Here is a 17580-nt window from a genome sequence, read left to right on the forward strand (position 1 = left end):
CATTTTTCTCAGCATAATTAGGCCAGATATGGCACTCCTCCCTCCATTGACAAGGCAGAAATGCCGTCTTAACTTCGCGGAAATCCCCCCTATTCGGGCAGCCCGAAGAGCGTGGAGAGCCCCGATCGACCCGATGAGGAGCGCCCATGTACACGCCGCCACGAAGATCCCGCCGACGTACCGCGCTCGCCTGCGCGCTCGCGGTCACACTCCCGCTGAGCCTGGCCCTCACCGCCGGGCCGGCCGGCGCCGCCACCAACGCGTCGCGCACCACGGTGACGGTGAGCGCCGGTGGCGGCTACACCATCGACACGAGCGGCCCGCACTATCACTTCGCGGGCTCGGTCGGCGCCCCGGTGGACCACGTCAAGCACGTCAGCGGCCGGGACGGCGTCGGCGCCTACCATGAGGTCGACTTCGACTACACGGCCGGCGGCGTGGGGCGCGGCAGCGGCATCCGCGCCTACGACGACAAACCGGTGGTGCTGTTCACCACGACGTACCGGCAGGCCGCGGCCAACGCCTATCCGTTCCCCGCGCTGTCGGGCAAGCCGGCCCTGCCGCACACCGAGACCTTCGCCGGCTGCTTCGCCGACCGGAAGTTCGACGCCTCGGGCGACGCGGGCTTCAGCCCGTACCTGGCGTTCGACGCCTCCGGCAGCGGCTACCTGCTCTCGCCCGCGTCCAACTTCACGACCGCGGTCACGAAGTACGACGCGAGCGGCGCGCTGACGAGCGGCATCTCCTCGGGCGTCAGCAGCCTGCCGGCCGGGTTCACCCAGCGCACCGTGCTCGCCTTCGGCCATGGCATCAACGACGTCTACGGCACCTGGGGCAAGGCCCTCACCGGCCTGTCCGGCAAGCACCGGCCGTCGCAGGACGCCACGAACACCCTCGCCAAGCTCGGCTACTGGACCGACAACGGCGCCACGTACTACTACAACTACGACAAGAGCCTCGGCTACGCCGGCACGCTGCAGGCGGTCCGCGACGACTGGAAGGCCAAGGGCCTCCCGATGGGGAACCTGCAGCTGGACAGCTGGTTCTACCCGAAGGGCCCGAACGCCGTCTGGGACGACAACCCCGAGGGCGAATACCGCTACGAGGCGGACAAGACGCTGTTCCCCGACGGGCTCACGGCGTTCCAGCAGAGCGTGGGCGTACCGCTGATCACGCACGCCCGGTGGATCGACCCGTCCAGCCCGTACCACCAGGAGTACAAGATGTCGGGGCAGGTGGTCACCGACCCGGCATTCTGGAACGACCGGATGCAGTACCTCAAGGCGTCCGGAGTCGACACCTTCGAGCAGGACTGGCTGTGCTCGCACGCGCAGCCCGACTTCAACCTCACCGACCGCGCCGCGTTCCTGGACAACATGGCCAAGGCCGCGGCGGCGAACGGCCTCGACATCCAGTACTGCATGCCGCTGCCGCAGGACTACCTGCAGAGCACGCTGTACGACAACGTCACCAACACCCGGGTCTCGAACGACCGGTTCGAGCGCTCCAAGTGGGACTCGTTCCTCTACACCTCACGCCTGGCGAGCGCGCTCGGCGTGTGGCCGTGGGCGGACGTGGCGATGAGCACCGAGACGCAGAACCTGCTGCTGCAGAACCTGTCCGCCGGCCCGGTCGGCGTCGGCGACCCGATCGGCAAGGAGAGTGTCGCCAACCTGAACAAGGTGGCCGAGGCGGACGGCACGATCGTCAAGCCGGACACCCCGATCGTCCCCGACGACGCCACGTACGTGGGTGACGCCGCCCAGCCCGGCGGCGCGATGGTCGCGACCACCGGCAGCCGCCACGGCTCGCTGTCCGCCGGGTACGTCTTCTCCTACGCCCGCGCCGTCCCGACGCCGAAGCCGGACACGACCTACGAGGCGGAGGACGCCAAGCTGTCCGGGCCCGTCGTGGGCACCGACCACTCCGGCTACACCGGCCGCGGATTCGCCGACTACCAGCACGACTCCGGCGACTACGTGGAGTGGAACGTCGACGTGCCGTCCGACGGCACGTACACGCTGTTGTTCCGGTACGCCAACGGCGGCTTCGCGGGCCGGCCCCTCGCGGTCACGGTGGACGGCGGCACGGCCTCCACGCAGCCGTTCGACACGACCGGCGACTGGGCCACGTGGTCGGTACAGCCGGTCGTGGTCACCCTGTCCGCCGGCCACCACACCGTACGGGCGGCGACGACGGGCGCGAACGGTCCGAACATCGACAACCTCGGTGTCAGCGCCGGCGCGGTCACCGTGCCGACGACCGAGGACGCCCACTTCCGGCCCGCCGACCTCGGCGTGACGGGGAAGGCGTACGTGTACGACTACTTCTCCGGCACCGGCAAGGTGGTCGACGCCGATGACGCCTACACCGCGCAGGTGACCCGCGACGGGTCGTACTTCCAGGTGGTGCCGGTGGGCCGGTCGGGCATCGCGTTCCTCGGCGACGCCGGCAAGTTCGTGTCCCTGGGCAAGCAGCGGATCAGGTCGCTGTCGGACGGCGGCGCGGTCAACGCCACCGTCGCTTTCGCCCACGGAGACGGACCGGTCACGCTGCACGGCTACTCTCCGGTCCCGGTGTCGGTACGGGCGGCGGGCGGTAGCGCCGGCGACGTCCAGTACGACGCCGCCTCGCATCTGTTCTCGGTTCAGGTCAGCCCCGGCCACGGCGCCACCGTGGCCGTGACCGTGACCCGGCGGTAAGGCCGAGGCCGGTCTCCCCCGCGGCCTCCGCGAGGGAGACCGGCCGCTCCGCGCCGTACCCCCATCCGGCGCTTACGGCCGACTCCGGGCAGACCGTTGACTGTCCCCGGAGACCAACCTAATTTCGACGAGTCACCTCCGGACGATCCCCCGGCGAGGAGGTCCCGCGTGCGCGACCAGGGACTGGGTTCGTGGCCGGTACGGCGAGCACGCAAGACGCCGGAGGACGTCGCCCTCATCCACGACGACAGGGCGATGACGTACGCGGAGCTGCGCGAGCGAGTGGTCCGGCTCGCGCACGCCCTGCGCCGCGCCGGGGTCGGGCCCGGTGACCGGGTCGCCTACCTGGGCTTCAACCATCCGTCGTTCCTGGAGACGCTGTTCGCCACCGGGATGCTCGGCGGGGTGTTCGTCCCGCTCAACGCCCGGCTGGCCGGGCCGGAGGTCGCCTACCAGCTCGCCGACTCGGGCGCCTCGGTGCTGATTCACGCGCAGCCCGTGGACGACCTCCCGGTGACCGCGATCGCGCGGGAGGAGCTCGACCGGCTGCCGGCGGCGGACGAGCCGATCGACGTACCGGTCGCGCTCGACGACCCCTGCATGATCATGTACACGTCCGGCACCACCGGGCGGCCCAAGGGCGCGGTCCTCACCCACGGCAACATCACCTGGAACGCCGTCAACGTCCTGATCGACCACGACCTGATCGCCCGTGAGGTCGCGCTGGTGTCCGCGCCGCTGTTCCACACGGCGGGGCTGAACATGCTGACGCTGCCGGTGCTGCTCAAGGGCGGCACCTGCGTACTAACGGCCGGCTTCGACCCGGACGCCACCTTCGACCTGATCGAACGGCACCGCGTCACCTTCATGTTCGGCGTACCCGCGATGTTCCAGGCGGTGGCACGCTCGCCGCGCTGGGCGGAGGCGGACCTGTCGTCGCTGCGGCTGCTGACCTGCGGAGGAGCGCCCGTACCGCCCTCGCTCATCGCGACGTACCAGGAGCGCGGGCTGACCTTCCTCCAGGGGTACGGGATGACCGAGGCGGCGCCCGGCGCGCTGTTCCTCGACGCGGCGCACGCGGTGTCCAAGGCCGGTTCGGCGGGCGTGCCGCACTTCTTCACCGACGTGAAGGTGGTCGGCCCCGGCGGCCTGGAGGAGGTGCCGCCCGGCGAGACCGGCGAGGTCGTCGTCAACGGACCGCACGTCATGCCCGGCTACTGGGGACTGCCCGAGGAGACGGCCCGGACGTTCACCGACGGCTGGTTCCGTACGGGCGACGCCGCGCGCCTGGACGCCGACGGCTACGCCTACATCGTCGACCGCATCAAGGACGTGATCATCTCCGGCGGCGAGAACGTCTACCCCGCCGAGGTGGAGAACGCCCTGCTCGCCGACCCCGACGTCGTGGAGTGCGCGGTCATCGGCATCCCGGACGAGCGCTGGGGCGAGACCGGCCGCGCCATCGTCGTCCCCCGCGAGGGCTCGAACCTGACGACCGAACGCCTCCTCGCCTCACTGTCGGGCCGCCTCGCCCGCTACAAGCTCCCCACCTCGGTCGTCTTCACCGACGAGATCCCCCGCAACGGCACCGGCAAGATCCTCAAATCCCGGCTGCGGGCGACGTACGGCGGTGCCGACTGACGGAGACGTCGTTTCCTCTGGTGAGGCGGCGGGTCAGGCACGGCGTGCGGCCCACACCGTCCGCTCGGTGCGTACGCGCAGGTCGTCGCGGCGCAGGATGCTGTGCGGACCGCCCGTGTCGAGCAGTCGGTCGAGAGCGGTCAGGTCCTCGGCCGTCAGAGCGGGCGCGACACTGCCGCGCATGCGGCGCAGGCTGCTGAGGGCGTAGCGGCCGACCGCGTCGGTTTCGGACGGGTCGATGCTGACGGCGACGACGCGTTCGCCCTCGATGGTGAAGCCGGCCTTGGCCAGCTTCGTTCGCCAGTCGGCGCCGCGGTGGGGCACGTGCTCGGCGTGGTGATGGTCGAGCGCCGCATGGCAGCGCTCTTCGAGCCCGGGAGCCTCTTTTGGAGCGTCTTCGGGCAGGAACCGCGGGAAGCCGGCCAGCTCGACGACGGCGAACAGACCGCCCGGTGCCAGCAGCTCGTGGACCTGGCCCAAGGCACGGTCGGGGTCGGCCATGTGGTGCATGGAGGCCGACGCCCAGACCAGCTCCGGCGTGCCGAGTTCGGGCCACGCCGCCGCGTCGAGGTCGGCCTGCACGATGCGCACGCGATCGGCCGCTCCGGCCGCGGCCACCTTCTCCCGCAGGCGGTGCAGGTGCACGCCGGAGGAGTCGACGGCCGTCAGCTCCGCCTCGGGAAAACGCCGGAGCAACGCGAGGACGCCGGCTCCGGTCCCGCAGCCCAGATCCACGATGCCGCGAGGGCTGCTCTCGATCGGCAGCCAGTCGGTGATGGAGGCGAGGTGTTCGGCGAGCACTTCCGCGTCCAGATCGAGAAGCTCCGTCTGGTCGCCTACGTCGTGCTGTTGGACGGGGTGCATGTGCGGGGAGGTGTGGCTCATACGTCCACGCTAAGCGGGCCGTTCGGACCTGGCCTGGCGCCTTTCCGAACGCGCAAGGCGATGGCCGCCGGCGCTGCCGAACACGCAAACCGTCATCGTCGCGCGCGGCTCGCCCTGCCGGTGTCCTCGCCACGCTGATGACCGCGGCGGGCGTCGCGGTCGAAGATGCCGAGGATCTCGCAGGGGCCGCCCTCGGCCCCGATGGCGTGCGGAAGCATCGTGGGGAACTCCGCCGCCTGGTCGGTCTCGATCCGCAGGCGCCGGTTGCCCAGCAACAGGATCGCGGTGCCGGACAGGACGACGAGCCATTCGCGCCCCGGGTGGGCGCGCATCCGCGAGGGATCGCCGGGCGGCGGGTCGGTCATGCGCTGACGTACGACGGTCATGCCGGGGTCGGCCTTGATGGGCCAGCGCTTCAGCCCGCGGGCCGCGTCGATCATCGGGCTGGAGACCACGTCGTCGGTATCGGTCTCGACCAGCTGGTCGAGGGAGGTGTCCAGGGCCCGGGCGAGGGTGACGAGCTGGTCCAGGGCCAGACGCCGCCGGCCGTTCTCGATACGGCTGAGCGTGGACTGGCTGACCTTGGCCCGGACGGCCAGCTCCTCCAGGGACCAGCCCTGAGCCACGCGCAGCGCGCGGATGCGCTTGCGCACCAGACTGTCCAGCTCACCATCGTCATGCGTCATGGGCAACACCGTATGCCTGAATGGCAAGGCGCGCTTAGCGTCGTTCGTGTTCCGACGCTCAGCGAGCCCAGTGCGGGTCATAGGGCGTCGAGCTGGTCGAACAGGGCTGACTGGTTCCCGCCATCTGGTCGATCACCTGGGCCGTGGCCGTCACCGGGAGGTCGCTGTCGTATGCCGGAAGCGCCCGGATTCATCGTGCTGGTAGAGCAGTTGCATCTCGGAGAGGGGTTTTACTCCGGTGAATAGGGTCGTTATCTCGCAGTACCCCGCTGAATCATCCTTCGGATCGAAGATATCGAGGATGATGTGGGTCCCGGGTCCATCGTCCGGAATCCACTCTAGTTCCCAAGTGCCTGCGCCGGACCCCCGCTTGTGTTGGAGAGGGTCGTTCTCCTCGGTGCACCGGGGGTCGAGAGGGATGTTCGTCGCGGTGAAACGGCCGTCATCGCGGAACTCCATACGGCCACCAGCCGAGTTCTCCCACATGCCGATGGCATCAGACCTCGTCACATGTGGATAGGTGATGCATCCGCAGGTCAGCAGCGCGACCAACGAGATGGTCAAAACAGCTTCCGTCCAAAGTCGCGGGCGCAACCGGCTCACCATCGCACTCCACCTTCATTAAGGGGGCTGGTCCAGGTCGGTCAGGGCTCAAAGTGGTCCCTGGCCGGACTGTGCGCAACGACAGACCCACGACACTTTCGGACGCCAGTGCCGGCGCCTCGATGTCACGGGCTTGGCCGGTGACACCAGCGGCCTTCCTCTTGCGGAGTTGACACAGCCAGACGACCGATTGTTTACCGTACCTGAATGGCGTGGTGACGATGCAGGCCGCGGTGGTGTGAGAATGCGGTCAGCCCTGGTCAGGCTGGGCGTCGACAGCGGTGGCCTCAAGTGCGGCGTACTGGGCGGCCGGAAGCTCTATTCGATCACTCGGCGCGGATCCCGCCAGGAAGTAGCGCGGTTCGGGTCCGCCTCGACCGGCCTCTTCGTGCGCCTTGAAGAAGTCGTAGATCTGAGCGACCTGACCGCGAGCGCGAGGTCGGGGTCATCTTGCAGCACAGAGGTCCCCTCTTGCACGCCGTACACAGGTTCAACGTAAGGTGAGGCTTGCCTAATTCTCAGGTGATTCTCAGCCAAAGGAGCCTCATGTCTCTTCGGCGCCGCGGCACAGCCGCCGTCGCTCTCGCCATGGCCGCCGTTCTGTCCCTTGGGGCGTGCGGCAGTGGATCCAGCGGGAGCGGGAAGGATGGCAGCGGCGCGACCAAGGACAAGCAGTCGGTCGCGAAGGGCGGCAAGGACTTCGCGGACGCCGCGAAGAAGACCGCGGCGATGGGGACGGACGCCAAGCCGGGCCAGTGGCCGCGGACGGTCACGCATGCGATGGGCCGTACGGTCATCAAGGCGCAGCCCAAGCGCGTCGTCGTCCTGGACGTCGGCGAGCTCGACAACGTCGTCTCGCTCGGCATCCAACCCGTCGGGCTGGCGCCCACCGAGGGGTCGCCGAAGCTGCCCTCGTACCTGAAGGGCGCGGGCAACCCGAAGAACGTTGGAACGATCAACAACCTCAACCTCGAGGCGATCGCCGCGCTCAAGCCCGATCTGATCCTCGGCAGCCAGCTCCGTGCCGCGGACTCCTATGACGAGCTGTCGCAGATCGCCCCCACGGTCTTCTCGATCCGCCCCGGCTTCACGTGGAAGGAGAACTACCTCCTCAACGCCGCCGCGCTCGACCGGACCGCGCAGGCCAAGGCCAAACTCGCCGACTACGACGCGAAGGCCAAGGCCCTCGGGGAGAAGCTGGGCGCGAAGAAGCCGACCGTGTCGATGGTGCGTTACATGCCGAACGGCGTCGTCCGGCTGTACGCCAACGCCTCCTTCATCGGCACCATCCTGAAGGACGTCGGCATCCCCCGCCCGAAGAACCAGGACATCAACGACCTGGCCGCCGAGGTCAGCGCCGAGAACATCGACCAGGCCGACGCCGACTACATCTTCACCGGCGTGTACGGCGACCCGAAGGCCACCGACAAGAGCAAGGCCCAGGGCAACCCGCTGTGGAAGAACCTGAAGGCGGTCAAGGACGGCCACGCCTTCGACGTTCCGGACGAGACCTGGTACCTCGGGCTGGGCGTCACCGCGGCCGACTCGGTCCTGAACGACCTGCAGAAGTACCTGACGGCGTGACCGCCCCACCCCGTACGAGCGTGACCGCTCCACCCGGCAGACGCGTCGCCGCCCGGCTGTGGCAGAGAAGGTGAGCGGGCCGACCCGCCGCCGGATCGTCTGGCTGCTGGCGGCCACCCTGATGCTGCTCGTCGCCGTGCTGCTGAGCCTGGCGGTGGGCAGCCGGCAGATCGGCCCCGGAGAGGTGTTCCAGGCCCTGCTGCACGGCGGGACCAGCGACAACACCCAGGTGGTGCGGTCGCTGCGCGTGCCCCGCACCCTCGTCGGCGTGCTGGTCGGCCTCGCGCTCGCGCTGGCCGGGACCGTGATGCAGGGGGTGACCCGCAACCCGATCGCCGAACCCGGAGTCCTCGGCGTCAGCCAGGGCGCGTCGGTCGGCGTCGTGTGCGCGATCGCCTTCTTCGGCGTGCACACGCCGGCGGGTTACGTCTGGTTCGCGTTCGCGGGCGCGGCGCTGGCGGCGGCCTGTGTGTACGCCGTCGCCAGCGGCGGGTACCGCGGTGCCTCACCGGTCAAGCTCGCCCTGGCCGGCGCCGCGATGAACGCCTTCCTCGCCTCCGTGGTCTCCGGGATCGCCACCACCAACGCCCGGGCCCTGGATGAGTTCCGCTTCTGGCAGGTCGGGTCGATCAGCGGACGCGGCAGCGAGATCATCGGTCAGGTGTGGCCGTTCCTGCTGGCCGGGCTGGTGCTGGTCGCGGCGGTGTCCCGCGGGCTGGACGCCCTGGCCCTCGGCGACGACACCGCCGCGGGCCTGGGCCACAACGTCGCCGTGCTGCGCGCGCTCGGCGCGCTCGGCGCGACCGTCCTCACCGGCGTGGCGGTGGCCGCGGCCGGCCCGATCGCCTTCACCGGGCTGGCCGTACCCCACATCGCGCGCGGCCTGGTCGGTACCGCGCACCGCTGGGTGCTGCCGCTGGCCGCGCTGCTCGGGCCCGTGATGCTCCTCGTCTCCGACGTCATCGGCCGGATCATCTTCCCGCCCTCGGAGGTGCCGGTGGCCGTCATGACCGCCCTGCTCGGCGTTCCGTTCCTCGTCGCGCTCGTACGGCGCAAGACGGTGGTGGCGGCATGAGCCGTATGTCGTCGGTGGCCGTACGCCCGCCCGGTCATGCCGTACTCCGCCTCGGGCGCGGTAGTTTCCTGCTGCATCGCCGGGCCTTCGTGGTCGTGGTGGCGCTCGCCGTGCTGCTGGCCGCGGTCGTGGTCGTCTCCCTGAGCGTCGGCGAGTCCTTCGTCTCTCCGGTGGAGGTCTGCCGGGTCCTGCTGGGCCGGCCCAGCCCCGACCGGCTCGTCGTCGGCACCCTGCGCCTGCCGCGCCTCGTCGTGGGCCTGCTCGTCGGCACCGCCTTCGGCGTGGCGGGCGCCCTGATCCAGACGGTGGCGCGCAATCCGCTGGCCAGCCCGGACGTCATCGGCGTGACGCACGGCGCGGGCGCCGCGACGGTCGCCGCGATGAGCTTCGGCCTCGCCTCGCACGACGCGCTGCCGTACGTCTCCGTCGGTGGCGGCCTCGCGGCGACCTTGCTGGTGTACGTCTTCGCGTGGCGGCGGGGGCTGCACGCCTCGCGCTTCGTGCTGGTCGGCATCGGTATCTCGGTCGCCCTGGGCTCCCTCACCCAGCTGTTCCTCACCAAGGGCGACTACCTCGTCGCGCAGCAGGCCAAGGTGTGGCTGACCGGCTCTCTCAACGGGCGCGGGTACGACCAGGCGGGTCCGCTCGTCCTCGTTCTGATCCTGGCGGTCCCGGCCGCGCTGTGGGCGGCCCGCGCCCAGCGCAGCGCGTCCTTCGACGACGAAACGGCCACCGCCCTGGGCGTACGGCTGGACCAGGTACGGCTCGGGCTGGCGGCACTCGGGGTCGTCCTGGCGTCGGTGGCGACCGGCGCGGCCGGGCCGGTCGACTTCGTCGCCCTGCTGGCACCGCAGATCGCCCGCCGGCTCACCCGTACGATCCAGATCCCCCTGCTGTCCTCCGCGCTGACCGGCGCCCTGATCGTCGTCGTGGCGGACCTGCTGGCCCGCCGCCTGTTCGCCCCGATCGAGCTGCCGGTCGGCGTCCTCACCGCCGTGGTGGGCGCGCCGTACCTGATGTGGCTCATCTTCCGCACCCGCAGCCGTTCCGGAGGCACCACCTCATGAGCGTTCCCGGTACCAGCCGCCTCACGGCGCAGGACCTGACCCTCGCCTATGAGGACCGGACCGTCGTCGACGGCCTGGACCTGGAGATCCCCGACGGGCAGGTCACGGTCATCGTCGGCCCGAACGCCTGCGGCAAGTCCACTCTGCTGCGGGCGCTCGGCCGGCTGCTCAAGCCGCGCCGCGGCGTCGTGCTGCTGGACGGCGCCGAACTCGCCCGCGTCCCCCGCAAACAGATCGCGCGAACCGTGGGCGTGCTGCCCCAGTCCCCCACGCCCCCGGACGGGATCACCGTCGCCGACCTGGTGGCGCGCGGCCGGCAGCCGCACCAGACGTGGTGGCGGCAGTGGTCGGAGGATGACGAGCGGGCCACCGCGGAGGCGCTGGAGCGCACCGCGACCGCGGACCTCGCCGAGCGGCCGGTGGAGGAGCTGTCGGGCGGCCAGCGCCAGCGCGCGTGGATCGCGATGGCGCTCGCGCAGGACACCGAGCTGCTGCTCCTCGACGAGCCCACGACGTTTCTGGACATCGCCCACCAGGTGGAGGTGCTGGACCTGATCCGGCAGCTCAACCACGAGCGCGGCCGCACCGTCGTCGCCGTCCTCCACGACCTCAACCAGGCGGCCCGCTACGCCGATCACCTCGTCGCCATGAAGGCCGGCCGCATCATCGCCCAGGGTCCGCCGCGCGACGTCGTCACCGCGGAACTGGTCCAGGAGGTCTTCGGCCTGACGTCCGTCGTCGTCCCGGACCCGGTCACCGGCGGCCCGCTCGTCGTCCCCGGCATGGCCTGGCGGCCCGAGCCGAAGGACGACCCGTCCGCTGACGGTGTCAGCCGAGGTCCCGGCGGTTGAAGCGCCAGGTGCCGACGGCGATGAGGACGACGGTGGCGGCGGCCAGCACCGTCGCGTCGGCGAGCCGGAAGCCGTTCTTCAGGGGTTCGCCGCCGATGTAGTAGTGGAACGGGGTGAGGCGGCGCAGCCAGCCGGCTCCGATCTGCGGCGCGAAGCCGTGGACGGCGTAGGTGAGCACGCCGGCCCCGGCGGTGGTGCCGAACACGGTGGCGCGGCCTGCTCCGCTGGCGGCGCCGATCCCGGTGGCCAGGGCGCCGAACAGGACGGCCAGCAACGCCAGGTTGACCGCCTGGGCGGTGAAGCCCTCGACCGGCACGGCCTCCAGCCCGGCGCTGGAGCGCACCGCCAGTACGGCGCCGAGCACCACGACGGCGATCAGGACGGCGCCCGCCACGAGCGCGGCGAACCGGTGCAGGAGCAGCCGGGTGCGCCCGAGGGGGTGGGACAGCAGCAGGTCCAGGTAGCCGGACTCCTCGTCGGCGGAGATCATGCGGGCGCCGGTGGCGGCACCGTAGAAGGTGGCCAGCAGGGGTACGAGGAGCCCGAACACCGCGCCCTGAAGGTAGCCGGCGGCCGAGGTCATATCGTCGAACCCGAAGCCGCGGATCGCCTCGGGCACACTGCCGGCGGTGCCGGTGGTGATCTGCGGGTAGAAGCCGGCGTACATCATCGTCAGCAGGCCGGCGGCCACCGCCCAGACGGTGAAGACGCGGCGGTTGTCGAACAGGGTCTTGCCGAACATCGAGCGGCCGAAGGCCCGTGCCGCACCGGAGGCCCCGAGGGTCGCGTCAGGCGTGGCGGGCGAAGCGGTGGTCATATCGAGTCCTCTGCGCGAGAAGGGAACGAGGCCGGGGAACCTCAGGCGGCGCGGCCGGTGTAGTAGGCGTGGAAAAGCTCGTCGAGGTCCTGGCCGTCGGCGCGCAGCCCGGTGACGGTGTGCCGGCCGATGGCCTTGACCAGGGCGTCGGGGCTGCCGTCCACTCGGCAGGCCAGGATGGTCCCGTCCACCGTCAGGTCGGTGACGCCGGGCAGGCCGGCGAACTCGGCGGCGGCCACCGGTGCGGCGAAGTCGACGCGTACCCGCAGGAACGAGCGGGCGCGCAGCCCCGCCACGGTGTCGGTGGTGACCAGGCGACCCTCGCGGATGATGGCCACCCGGTCGGCGACCGCCTCCACCTCGCTCATGATGTGGCTGGACATGAACACCGTCCGCCCCGCGGCCCTGGCCTCGGTGACCATGTCGGAGAAGGTCTGCTGCACCAGCGGGTCCAGCCCGGAGGTCGGCTCGTCCAGGATCAGCAGCTCGGGGTCGTGCATGAACGCCTGGACCAGGCCGACCTTCTGCCGGTTGCCCTTGGACAGGCTCTTGATCCGCGCACCCAGGTCCAGTTCGAGTCGGTCGGCCAGCTCGGTGATGCGCCGGGCCGGGACGCCGCCGCGCAGGCCGCCCAGGAAGGCCAGGCACTCGCCGGCCCGTTGGCGTCCGTCGACGACGAAGTCGCCGGCCAGGTAGCCGATCCGGCGGTGCAGTCTCTCCGCGTCGGCGCGCGGGTCCAGGCCGAGCACCCGGATGCCGCCGGAGGTGGGGCGGATCAGGTCCAGCAGCAGGCGGATCGTGGTGGACTTGCCGGCGCCGTTGGGGCCGAGGTAGCCGAACACCTCGCCCGTACGCACCGTCAGGTCGAGGCCGGACAGGCCCCTCCGGACCACCCGCCGCGAGACGTACGTCTTCGTGAGCTCCGTGAGCTCGATCGCCGTGCTCATACGCCGGACGTTATCAGAACTTTCAGAGATCTTTGAAGATTTAGAGCTGTTAACCTTGGATCGGGATCGTGAGTGAGGGGATGACCTTGGCAGACACCACCGATGCGGCGGAGCGTATGGCCCTGACGCTGGCCGAAGGCGGCATGCAGAAGGCGACCGCGCGGGTGCTGGCCGGTCTGCTGTTCGCCGACAGTGAGTCCGTCACCGCACCCGAACTGGCCGACGGGCTGGGCATCAGCTCCGGGTCGGTGTCGGGGGCGATCAAGATGCTCTCCACCGTCGGACTGATCGAACGGGTGCCCGCCCCCGGCAGCCGCCGCGAGCACTACCGGCTGCGCGACGGGGCGTGGGCGACGCTCATGTCGACGCAGAACGGCATGGTGCAGGCCATGTTCGAGGCCGCCGACCAGGGTATCGACGCCGCCGGCCGCGAGTCTGTGGCCGGCCGGCGGCTGGAGGAGATGCGCGACTTCTACGGCTTCATGTTCCGCGAACTACCCGCCCTGGTGGAGCGCTGGCGCGCCGAACGCGCCCGGTCGTCGGGCTGAATGAAAAGAGGCTTCGTGTAGTGTCGCTGCCGATCAGCGGAGGAGGGGCGGATGAGTGAGGACACCGGCCTGATCACCGTTGCCAGCGACTGGTCGGTCGGCGAGACGATCGACCGGCTTCAGGCGGCGGTCACCGCTGCGGGCCTCCTCGTCTTCGCGCGAATCGATCACGCGGACAACGCCGCCCAAGCCGGAATGCGGCTGCGCCCGACCGAGCTGCTGATCTTCGGCAACCCGCGGGGCGGCACTCCCTTGATGCAGGACCGTCAGACCAGCGGCATCGACCTCCCGGTGAAGGCTCTCGCCTGGCAGGACGCGAACAACGATGTATGGCTGACCTGCAACGACGCCGCCTGGCTCGCCACCCGCCACCAACTGGGAACCGAGAGCGAACCCGCCATCAACGCCATCGAAGCAGGCCTCGCCGCAGTAGTTCACCAAGCGACCGGACCGGACCCCGACGCATAGCCCACCCCAAGCGAAGGCCCCCGCCTATCAGACGGGGGCGAATTCCTTCGTTGCCTGGTCAAGCGGATTCGGCGGAGTCGACCTTCTTGACCTCAACGCAGCTCGTGTTGGCGTCGCCACCGCTCCTGCTGCTCTTCGTCCAGCCGTCCGGTGTCACCATCAGAGAGCCTCCAAGGCCCGTTGAATCATTTCTCGGGACGATGGCTCAGGAAGTGCCAACTGCCCTATCCGGTCGAACCGGATGCCGTATTCACGCACCTCAGGGGCAGACGGTACTAGCCTTCCTCCTCCTGTCGCCTCAGTGTAGGCGATATCTCCCGAATCGCCAGACATGACCGAGAAGCTCCCACCGAAGCCTCCGTGGGCCCCGGCAACGCGAGGAACGACGCGTAGCCCTATGTTCGGCTTCTCCATCTCCTCCAGCAGGCGAGTGAGCTGCTTACGCATCAGCTCCGCGCCGCCCACAGGCCAGTCGATCACATTCTCGGTGACCAGAATCCACAAGGTCGGGGGAAGGTCCTGCTTGAGGACCTCCTGGCGTCGCATGCGCTCTTCGACCAAGCCGTCCACGTCGGCGGCCCCGGCGGCGGAGAACAACTCCGCAGCGTACTCGGGGAGTTGGAGCAGACCCGGTATTGCCAGAGCATCATAGATCTTGAGCACTCTGGCCGTTGCCTCGTGTTCGAGGTATTGGCCGAACCACTTCGAGTTGGACTTCAGCTTGGCGTAGCGGAGCATCCTGGCGAAGTGGTGATTCAGATCCCACCGCTTGTCCAGGATCTTTGCGTCTTTGTCCTGAATCTTCCGTCGCCCGCTGAGGATGTTATAGACGCTGGAAGGATCCCGGTTCAGAATGCGCGCTAACTCGGCACCCGACAAACCGGACTTCCTGGCGTGATGCCGCAGGTCGTCAGTGATCCAGTCCCACATGTTCGTGTCGGGATTGAGCCTGGGTTCCGAACTCATCTGTCCTCCTAGCCCTTCCAATCATTTCAGGAAGGTATCGCCGGCGGCCTGGACGGCCCAGACTTCACCACGACTCGTAATGCGACGGCACGAGGTGAAGCTTGGATGGCCACAGTGATCAATAGCGCCGATCGGAAGTGCGACCGTCACCGTCACGTACTTCATCGGAACAAAGAGACTACCAATCTCGCCAGGATGTGGACCAGACATTTCCTGCTGACCGAGCACAGAGAAGATCTGGTCGAAATTGGAGAAATCTGCATTTCAGAGCTGGTCGGCAACTCCATCAGGCACACGATGAGTCCGCTGATCGTACTGACCATGCGCCCGAACGACGGCAGCCCGCTGTTCGAGGTATGGGATGACTCGCTAAAGCTCCCCGAGTTCCCGAAGGTCGTTTCCTTCGACGATTTGGAGGCGGAGTCGGGACGAGGGCTGTGCCTCGTCAAACATCTGTCCCGGGACTGCGGAACGGTCGGCTCCGGCCCCGCCGCCGAGGACGGAAAGATCGTCTGGTTCCGCCTGTAGACCTCATGGCAAAACCCCTCCCCTCCTGCTGGATCGGCCTCTCCCCATGTCTTTTCCGGATTTCGACTTCGACGATCTGCTCACGCCGCGCGAGGCGGCGGCGCTGCTGGGCGTACGGACCACGACGATCGCCCGATGGGCGCGGGACGGGCTGCTCAAACCCGCCGTCCACACCCCCGGCGGCCATCGTCGGTACCGGCGTGGCGAGGTGCTGGCCGTACGGACCGCCGAAACCGTCAGACGGCGGATCGACGAGGACGCGGCCCGCCTCTATGACCAGGGCTGGTCGATCCGCCGGGTCGCCGACGAGTTCGGCGTGAGTTACGGCATGATGCGCCGGATCCTCATAAAGAACACGGCGTTGCGGAATCGCGCCGGCCGAATGGAATGACGCTTTGGATGAGCGTCTCCGCGTCAGTATATACTTGTTGGTATATATTATGGAGATGACAGCCGATCACGACCTGCCCAGCGGGGTCGATATCGCGATGCTGCTGCGGCGGGCGCAGTTGCGCAAGCAGTTGGCCTGCGAAGCCGCGCTCGCTCAGGTGGGACTGACGTTGCCGCAGTGGGGCATGCTGTACGCCGTCGCGATCGAGCCTGATTCCTCGACCCACGCGCTGGCGCTTTTCATCGGGCAGTCCGATCAGTCCGCGGGCGCGGTGGTCGCCCGCCTCGAACAGCGAGGGTTGCTCGAACGCAGGCCCGGCGCGGGTAAGGCGATTCTGCACAGGATCACGCCGGAGGGCGACGAACTCGTGCGACGCTGCAACATCATTGTTGAGGACGTGATGACCGGTCTGCTCACCGGCCTCACCGATCAGAGCCTTCGGACCCTGCGGACCTCGTTGCAGTCGATCGCTGAGGCCGCCCTCCCGGCGTCAACCAGGTCGGACGCCGGGAGAGCGGCCTCCGATGATCTCAGCGGGCCGTCCGGGATCCGCTCCGCCACACGTCCCTGATCGACAGGGTGTCGGCGATCCTGCTGGTGGGATCGCCGTCGACCAGCAGCAGATCAGCGCGCGCACCCGGTGTGATCCTTCCGCGGTCCTCGAGGCCGAACGTCGCCGCGGGCACGCTGGTGGCGGCCCGCAGCGCCTCGGTCGGGGTGAGGCCGGCCCGGACGAGAAGCCGCAGTTCGCCGTGCAGGCTCACACCGTGTGCCATGCCGCGCGCACCGAAGTGGTAATTGGCGTCCGAGCCGGCCAGGATCGGCACGCCGGCGGCATGCATCGCCTTCACCGCGGCCAGGGCGGCATCGAAGTCGCCGGCCGGGAAGGTGTTGAACTCACTGCTGAGATTGTCTATCCAGGACTGCGGTAGGCGACCGGTGACCCGGCTGTCGCGTGCCAGGCCGGCGCCGAGGTGCCGGCCGGTGAGCGAGGCCAGCAGGTTCAGCGTCGGGACCAGGAACACCCCTCCCGCGGCGAACGCCTCGACCAGATCAGGCGGGCACGGACCGTCGATGAACAGGTGCGCGAACCCGTCGACACCGGCGGCCAGCGCCTGCCGGGTCGCCTCGATGGTCAGCGCGTGGGCGATCACCATGCGGTCGCGGTCGTGCGCGGCGGCCACCACCGCCTTGACGATGCCTTCCTCGACGACGGGGACGTCCTTGCCGAGTGTCTTGCCGCTCTCGATGATCACCTTGATGTAGTCGGCGCCTTCCGCGATCCGCTCGTCGACGAAGCGGGCGGCGTCCTCGGGCCGGGCGACCGTCGGCAACTCCGGGTCGTTCAGGCCGCCTCGGAGCTGGGTCGGGTGCCCGCCGGGTGCCGTCAGGCCCATCGAGGCGGAACGGACATCCGCGATGTCGGTCCGTTCGGCGGCAGCGCGACGAACCGCATCCATCGCTTGGGGGAATGAGAGCAGGTCGAGCTCGGTGGTCACGCCGAACCGCAGGGCATGGCCGAGCGTTTCCAGATCAGCGTGGGTGTGCGCGTCGATCAGGCCGGGCAGCAGGGTGGCACCGCTGCCGTCGACTCGCTCGGCCGCCGCGGGCGCTGGTGCGCCTACCGCGACGATCCGTGCCCCCTCCACTTCCACGGTCCGCACGCCGATCAGCTGCTCACCGTCGAACACCCGGGCACCCTCGATGACATATCGGGTCATAACTGCTCCTATATACGAGTTCGTATATACTAACCCATACATGCCCCTGCGATGGCGTCAGGCGACACGACAAGGCTCCGGTCCGACCAAAGGAATGTGT

19 protein-coding genes are annotated in these 17580 nt (G+C 69.2%); 11 read left to right on the forward strand and 8 right to left on the reverse strand.

Annotated elements, in window-relative coordinates; genetic code table 11:
* Positions 1-146: 146 nt before the first annotated feature.
* Positions 147-2702, forward strand: a complete 2556-nt coding sequence (locus OG417_RS53475; protein WP_329247424.1) for a CBM35 domain-containing protein — start codon at positions 147-149, stop codon at positions 2700-2702.
* 168 nt (positions 2703-2870) lie between these two features.
* Positions 2871-4343, forward strand: a complete 1473-nt coding sequence (locus OG417_RS53480) for an acyl-CoA synthetase (protein WP_329247427.1) — start codon at positions 2871-2873, stop codon at positions 4341-4343.
* Positions 4344-4376: 33 nt separating this feature from the next.
* On the opposite strand, the gene OG417_RS53485 is transcribed toward OG417_RS53480, so the two are convergent.
* The 3 genes from OG417_RS53485 to OG417_RS53495 form a co-directional block, all read right to left on the reverse strand.
* Positions 4377-5228 carry a class I SAM-dependent methyltransferase gene (locus OG417_RS53485; RefSeq protein WP_329247430.1) on the reverse strand — a complete coding sequence of 284 codons (852 nt, stop codon included), beginning with the start codon at positions 5226-5228 and terminating at the stop codon, positions 4377-4379.
* A 92-nt stretch (positions 5229-5320) separates the two neighbouring features.
* The gene (locus tag OG417_RS53490; RefSeq protein ID WP_329247433.1) at positions 5321-5914 is read right to left on the reverse strand and encodes a helix-turn-helix domain-containing protein; all 594 of its coding nucleotides are present in this window, start codon (positions 5912-5914) and stop codon (positions 5321-5323) included.
* A 150-nt stretch (positions 5915-6064) separates the two neighbouring features.
* Entirely contained in the window at positions 6065-6520 is a 456-nt protein-coding gene (locus tag OG417_RS53495; protein WP_329247436.1) for a hypothetical protein, read from the reverse strand.
* A 543-nt stretch (positions 6521-7063) separates the two neighbouring features.
* Between OG417_RS53495 and OG417_RS53500 the strand changes: the two genes are divergently transcribed.
* From OG417_RS53500 to OG417_RS53515, 4 genes are all read left to right on the forward strand, one after another.
* Positions 7064-8101 carry an ABC transporter substrate-binding protein gene (locus tag OG417_RS53500; protein WP_329247439.1) on the forward strand — a complete coding sequence of 346 codons (1038 nt, stop codon included), beginning with the start codon at positions 7064-7066 and terminating at the stop codon, positions 8099-8101.
* Positions 8102-8159: 58 nt separating this feature from the next.
* Entirely contained in the window at positions 8160-9176 is a 1017-nt protein-coding gene (locus OG417_RS53505) for a FecCD family ABC transporter permease (RefSeq protein WP_329247442.1), read from the forward strand.
* Between the two features lie 89 nt (positions 9177-9265).
* Positions 9266-10243: a FecCD family ABC transporter permease gene (locus OG417_RS53510; protein ID WP_329247445.1), complete on the forward strand. Its 978-nt coding sequence runs from the start codon at positions 9266-9268 to the stop codon at positions 10241-10243.
* Positions 10240-11094: an ABC transporter ATP-binding protein gene (locus tag OG417_RS53515; RefSeq protein WP_329247448.1), complete on the forward strand. Its 855-nt coding sequence runs from the start codon at positions 10240-10242 to the stop codon at positions 11092-11094. The genes OG417_RS53510 and OG417_RS53515 overlap by 4 nt, the downstream gene beginning before the upstream one ends.
* On the opposite strand, the gene OG417_RS53520 is transcribed toward OG417_RS53515, so the two are convergent.
* Entirely contained in the window at positions 11072-11911 is an 840-nt protein-coding gene (locus OG417_RS53520; RefSeq protein WP_329247451.1) for an ABC transporter permease subunit, read from the reverse strand. The genes OG417_RS53515 and OG417_RS53520 overlap by 23 nt on opposite strands.
* A gap of 41 nt (positions 11912-11952) precedes the next feature.
* Positions 11953-12858 carry an ABC transporter ATP-binding protein gene (locus tag OG417_RS53525; RefSeq protein ID WP_329247454.1) on the reverse strand — a complete coding sequence of 302 codons (906 nt, stop codon included), beginning with the start codon at positions 12856-12858 and terminating at the stop codon, positions 11953-11955.
* An 86-nt stretch (positions 12859-12944) separates the two neighbouring features.
* Between OG417_RS53525 and OG417_RS53530 the strand changes: the two genes are divergently transcribed.
* Positions 12945-13406 (forward strand): GbsR/MarR family transcriptional regulator, encoded by a 462-nt coding sequence (locus tag OG417_RS53530; RefSeq protein ID WP_329247457.1) that lies wholly within the window; start codon positions 12945-12947, stop codon positions 13404-13406.
* 51 nt (positions 13407-13457) lie between these two features.
* On the forward strand, positions 13458-13874 hold the full coding sequence (locus tag OG417_RS53535; RefSeq protein WP_329247460.1) for a DUF302 domain-containing protein: 417 nt from the start codon (positions 13458-13460) through the stop codon (positions 13872-13874).
* Between the two features lie 58 nt (positions 13875-13932).
* Here the strand turns inward: OG417_RS53535 and OG417_RS54790 are convergent, their stop codons facing one another.
* Positions 13933-14034 carry a DUF397 domain-containing protein gene (locus OG417_RS54790; RefSeq protein ID WP_442875640.1) on the reverse strand — a complete coding sequence of 34 codons (102 nt, stop codon included), beginning with the start codon at positions 14032-14034 and terminating at the stop codon, positions 13933-13935.
* On the reverse strand, positions 14034-14840 hold the full coding sequence (locus OG417_RS53540) for a helix-turn-helix domain-containing protein (protein ID WP_329247462.1): 807 nt from the start codon (positions 14838-14840) through the stop codon (positions 14034-14036). Before OG417_RS53540 ends, OG417_RS54790 begins: the two co-directional genes overlap by 1 nt.
* 105 nt (positions 14841-14945) lie before the next feature.
* On the opposite strand from OG417_RS53540, the gene OG417_RS53545 reads away from it, so the two are divergent.
* Genes OG417_RS53545 through OG417_RS53555 form a run of 3 tightly spaced genes read left to right on the forward strand, consistent with a single transcriptional unit; the run spans position 14946 to position 16330 of the window.
* Positions 14946-15368, forward strand: a complete 423-nt coding sequence (locus OG417_RS53545) for an ATP-binding protein (protein WP_329247466.1) — start codon at positions 14946-14948, stop codon at positions 15366-15368.
* A gap of 46 nt (positions 15369-15414) precedes the next feature.
* Positions 15415-15759, forward strand: a complete 345-nt coding sequence (locus OG417_RS53550; RefSeq protein ID WP_329247469.1) for a helix-turn-helix domain-containing protein — start codon at positions 15415-15417, stop codon at positions 15757-15759.
* Positions 15760-15808: 49 nt separating this feature from the next.
* Positions 15809-16330 carry a MarR family winged helix-turn-helix transcriptional regulator gene (locus OG417_RS53555; RefSeq protein WP_329247472.1) on the forward strand — a complete coding sequence of 174 codons (522 nt, stop codon included), beginning with the start codon at positions 15809-15811 and terminating at the stop codon, positions 16328-16330.
* Here the strand turns inward: OG417_RS53555 and OG417_RS53560 are convergent.
* Positions 16290-17522 carry an amidohydrolase family protein gene (locus tag OG417_RS53560; RefSeq protein WP_329247475.1) on the reverse strand — a complete coding sequence of 411 codons (1233 nt, stop codon included), beginning with the start codon at positions 17520-17522 and terminating at the stop codon, positions 16290-16292. The genes OG417_RS53555 and OG417_RS53560 overlap by 41 nt on opposite strands.
* Positions 17523-17580: the final 58 nt, after the last annotated feature.

Source organism: Actinoallomurus sp. NBC_01490, from assembly GCF_036227085.1.
Lineage (GTDB): Bacteria > Actinomycetota > Actinomycetes > Streptosporangiales > Streptosporangiaceae > Actinoallomurus > Actinoallomurus oryzae.

What these genes read in the sequence shown, in the direction of transcription:
- OG417_RS53535 (WP_329247460.1), top strand. Translation starts at nt 13,458, where the DNA reads ATGAGTGAGGACACCGGCCTGATCACCGTTGCCAGCGACTGGTCGGTC.
- OG417_RS53525 (WP_329247454.1), bottom strand. Translation starts at nt 12,858, where the DNA reads ATGAGCACGGCGATCGAGCTCACGGAGCTCACGAAGACGTACGTCTCG.
- OG417_RS53500 (WP_329247439.1), top strand. Translation starts at nt 7,064, where the DNA reads ATGTCTCTTCGGCGCCGCGGCACAGCCGCCGTCGCTCTCGCCATGGCC.
- OG417_RS53540 (WP_329247462.1), bottom strand. Translation starts at nt 14,840, where the DNA reads ATGAGTTCGGAACCCAGGCTCAATCCCGACACGAACATGTGGGACTGG.
- OG417_RS53490 (WP_329247433.1), bottom strand. Translation starts at nt 5,914, where the DNA reads ATGACGCATGACGATGGTGAGCTGGACAGTCTGGTGCGCAAGCGCATC.
- OG417_RS54790 (WP_442875640.1), bottom strand. Translation starts at nt 14,034, where the DNA reads ATGGTGACACCGGACGGCTGGACGAAGAGCAGCAGGAGCGGTGGCGAC.
- OG417_RS53550 (WP_329247469.1), top strand. Translation starts at nt 15,415, where the DNA reads ATGTCTTTTCCGGATTTCGACTTCGACGATCTGCTCACGCCGCGCGAG.
- OG417_RS53560 (WP_329247475.1), bottom strand. Translation starts at nt 17,522, where the DNA reads ATGTATGGGTTAGTATATACGAACTCGTATATAGGAGCAGTTATGACC.
- OG417_RS53515 (WP_329247448.1), top strand. Translation starts at nt 10,240, where the DNA reads ATGAGCGTTCCCGGTACCAGCCGCCTCACGGCGCAGGACCTGACCCTC.
- OG417_RS53495 (WP_329247436.1), bottom strand. Translation starts at nt 6,520, where the DNA reads ATGGTGAGCCGGTTGCGCCCGCGACTTTGGACGGAAGCTGTTTTGACC.
- OG417_RS53545 (WP_329247466.1), top strand. Translation starts at nt 14,946, where the DNA reads ATGGCCACAGTGATCAATAGCGCCGATCGGAAGTGCGACCGTCACCGT.
- OG417_RS53555 (WP_329247472.1), top strand. Translation starts at nt 15,809, where the DNA reads ATGGAGATGACAGCCGATCACGACCTGCCCAGCGGGGTCGATATCGCG.
- OG417_RS53475 (WP_329247424.1), top strand. Translation starts at nt 147, where the DNA reads ATGTACACGCCGCCACGAAGATCCCGCCGACGTACCGCGCTCGCCTGC.
- OG417_RS53485 (WP_329247430.1), bottom strand. Translation starts at nt 5,228, where the DNA reads ATGAGCCACACCTCCCCGCACATGCACCCCGTCCAACAGCACGACGTA.
- OG417_RS53520 (WP_329247451.1), bottom strand. Translation starts at nt 11,911, where the DNA reads ATGACCACCGCTTCGCCCGCCACGCCTGACGCGACCCTCGGGGCCTCC.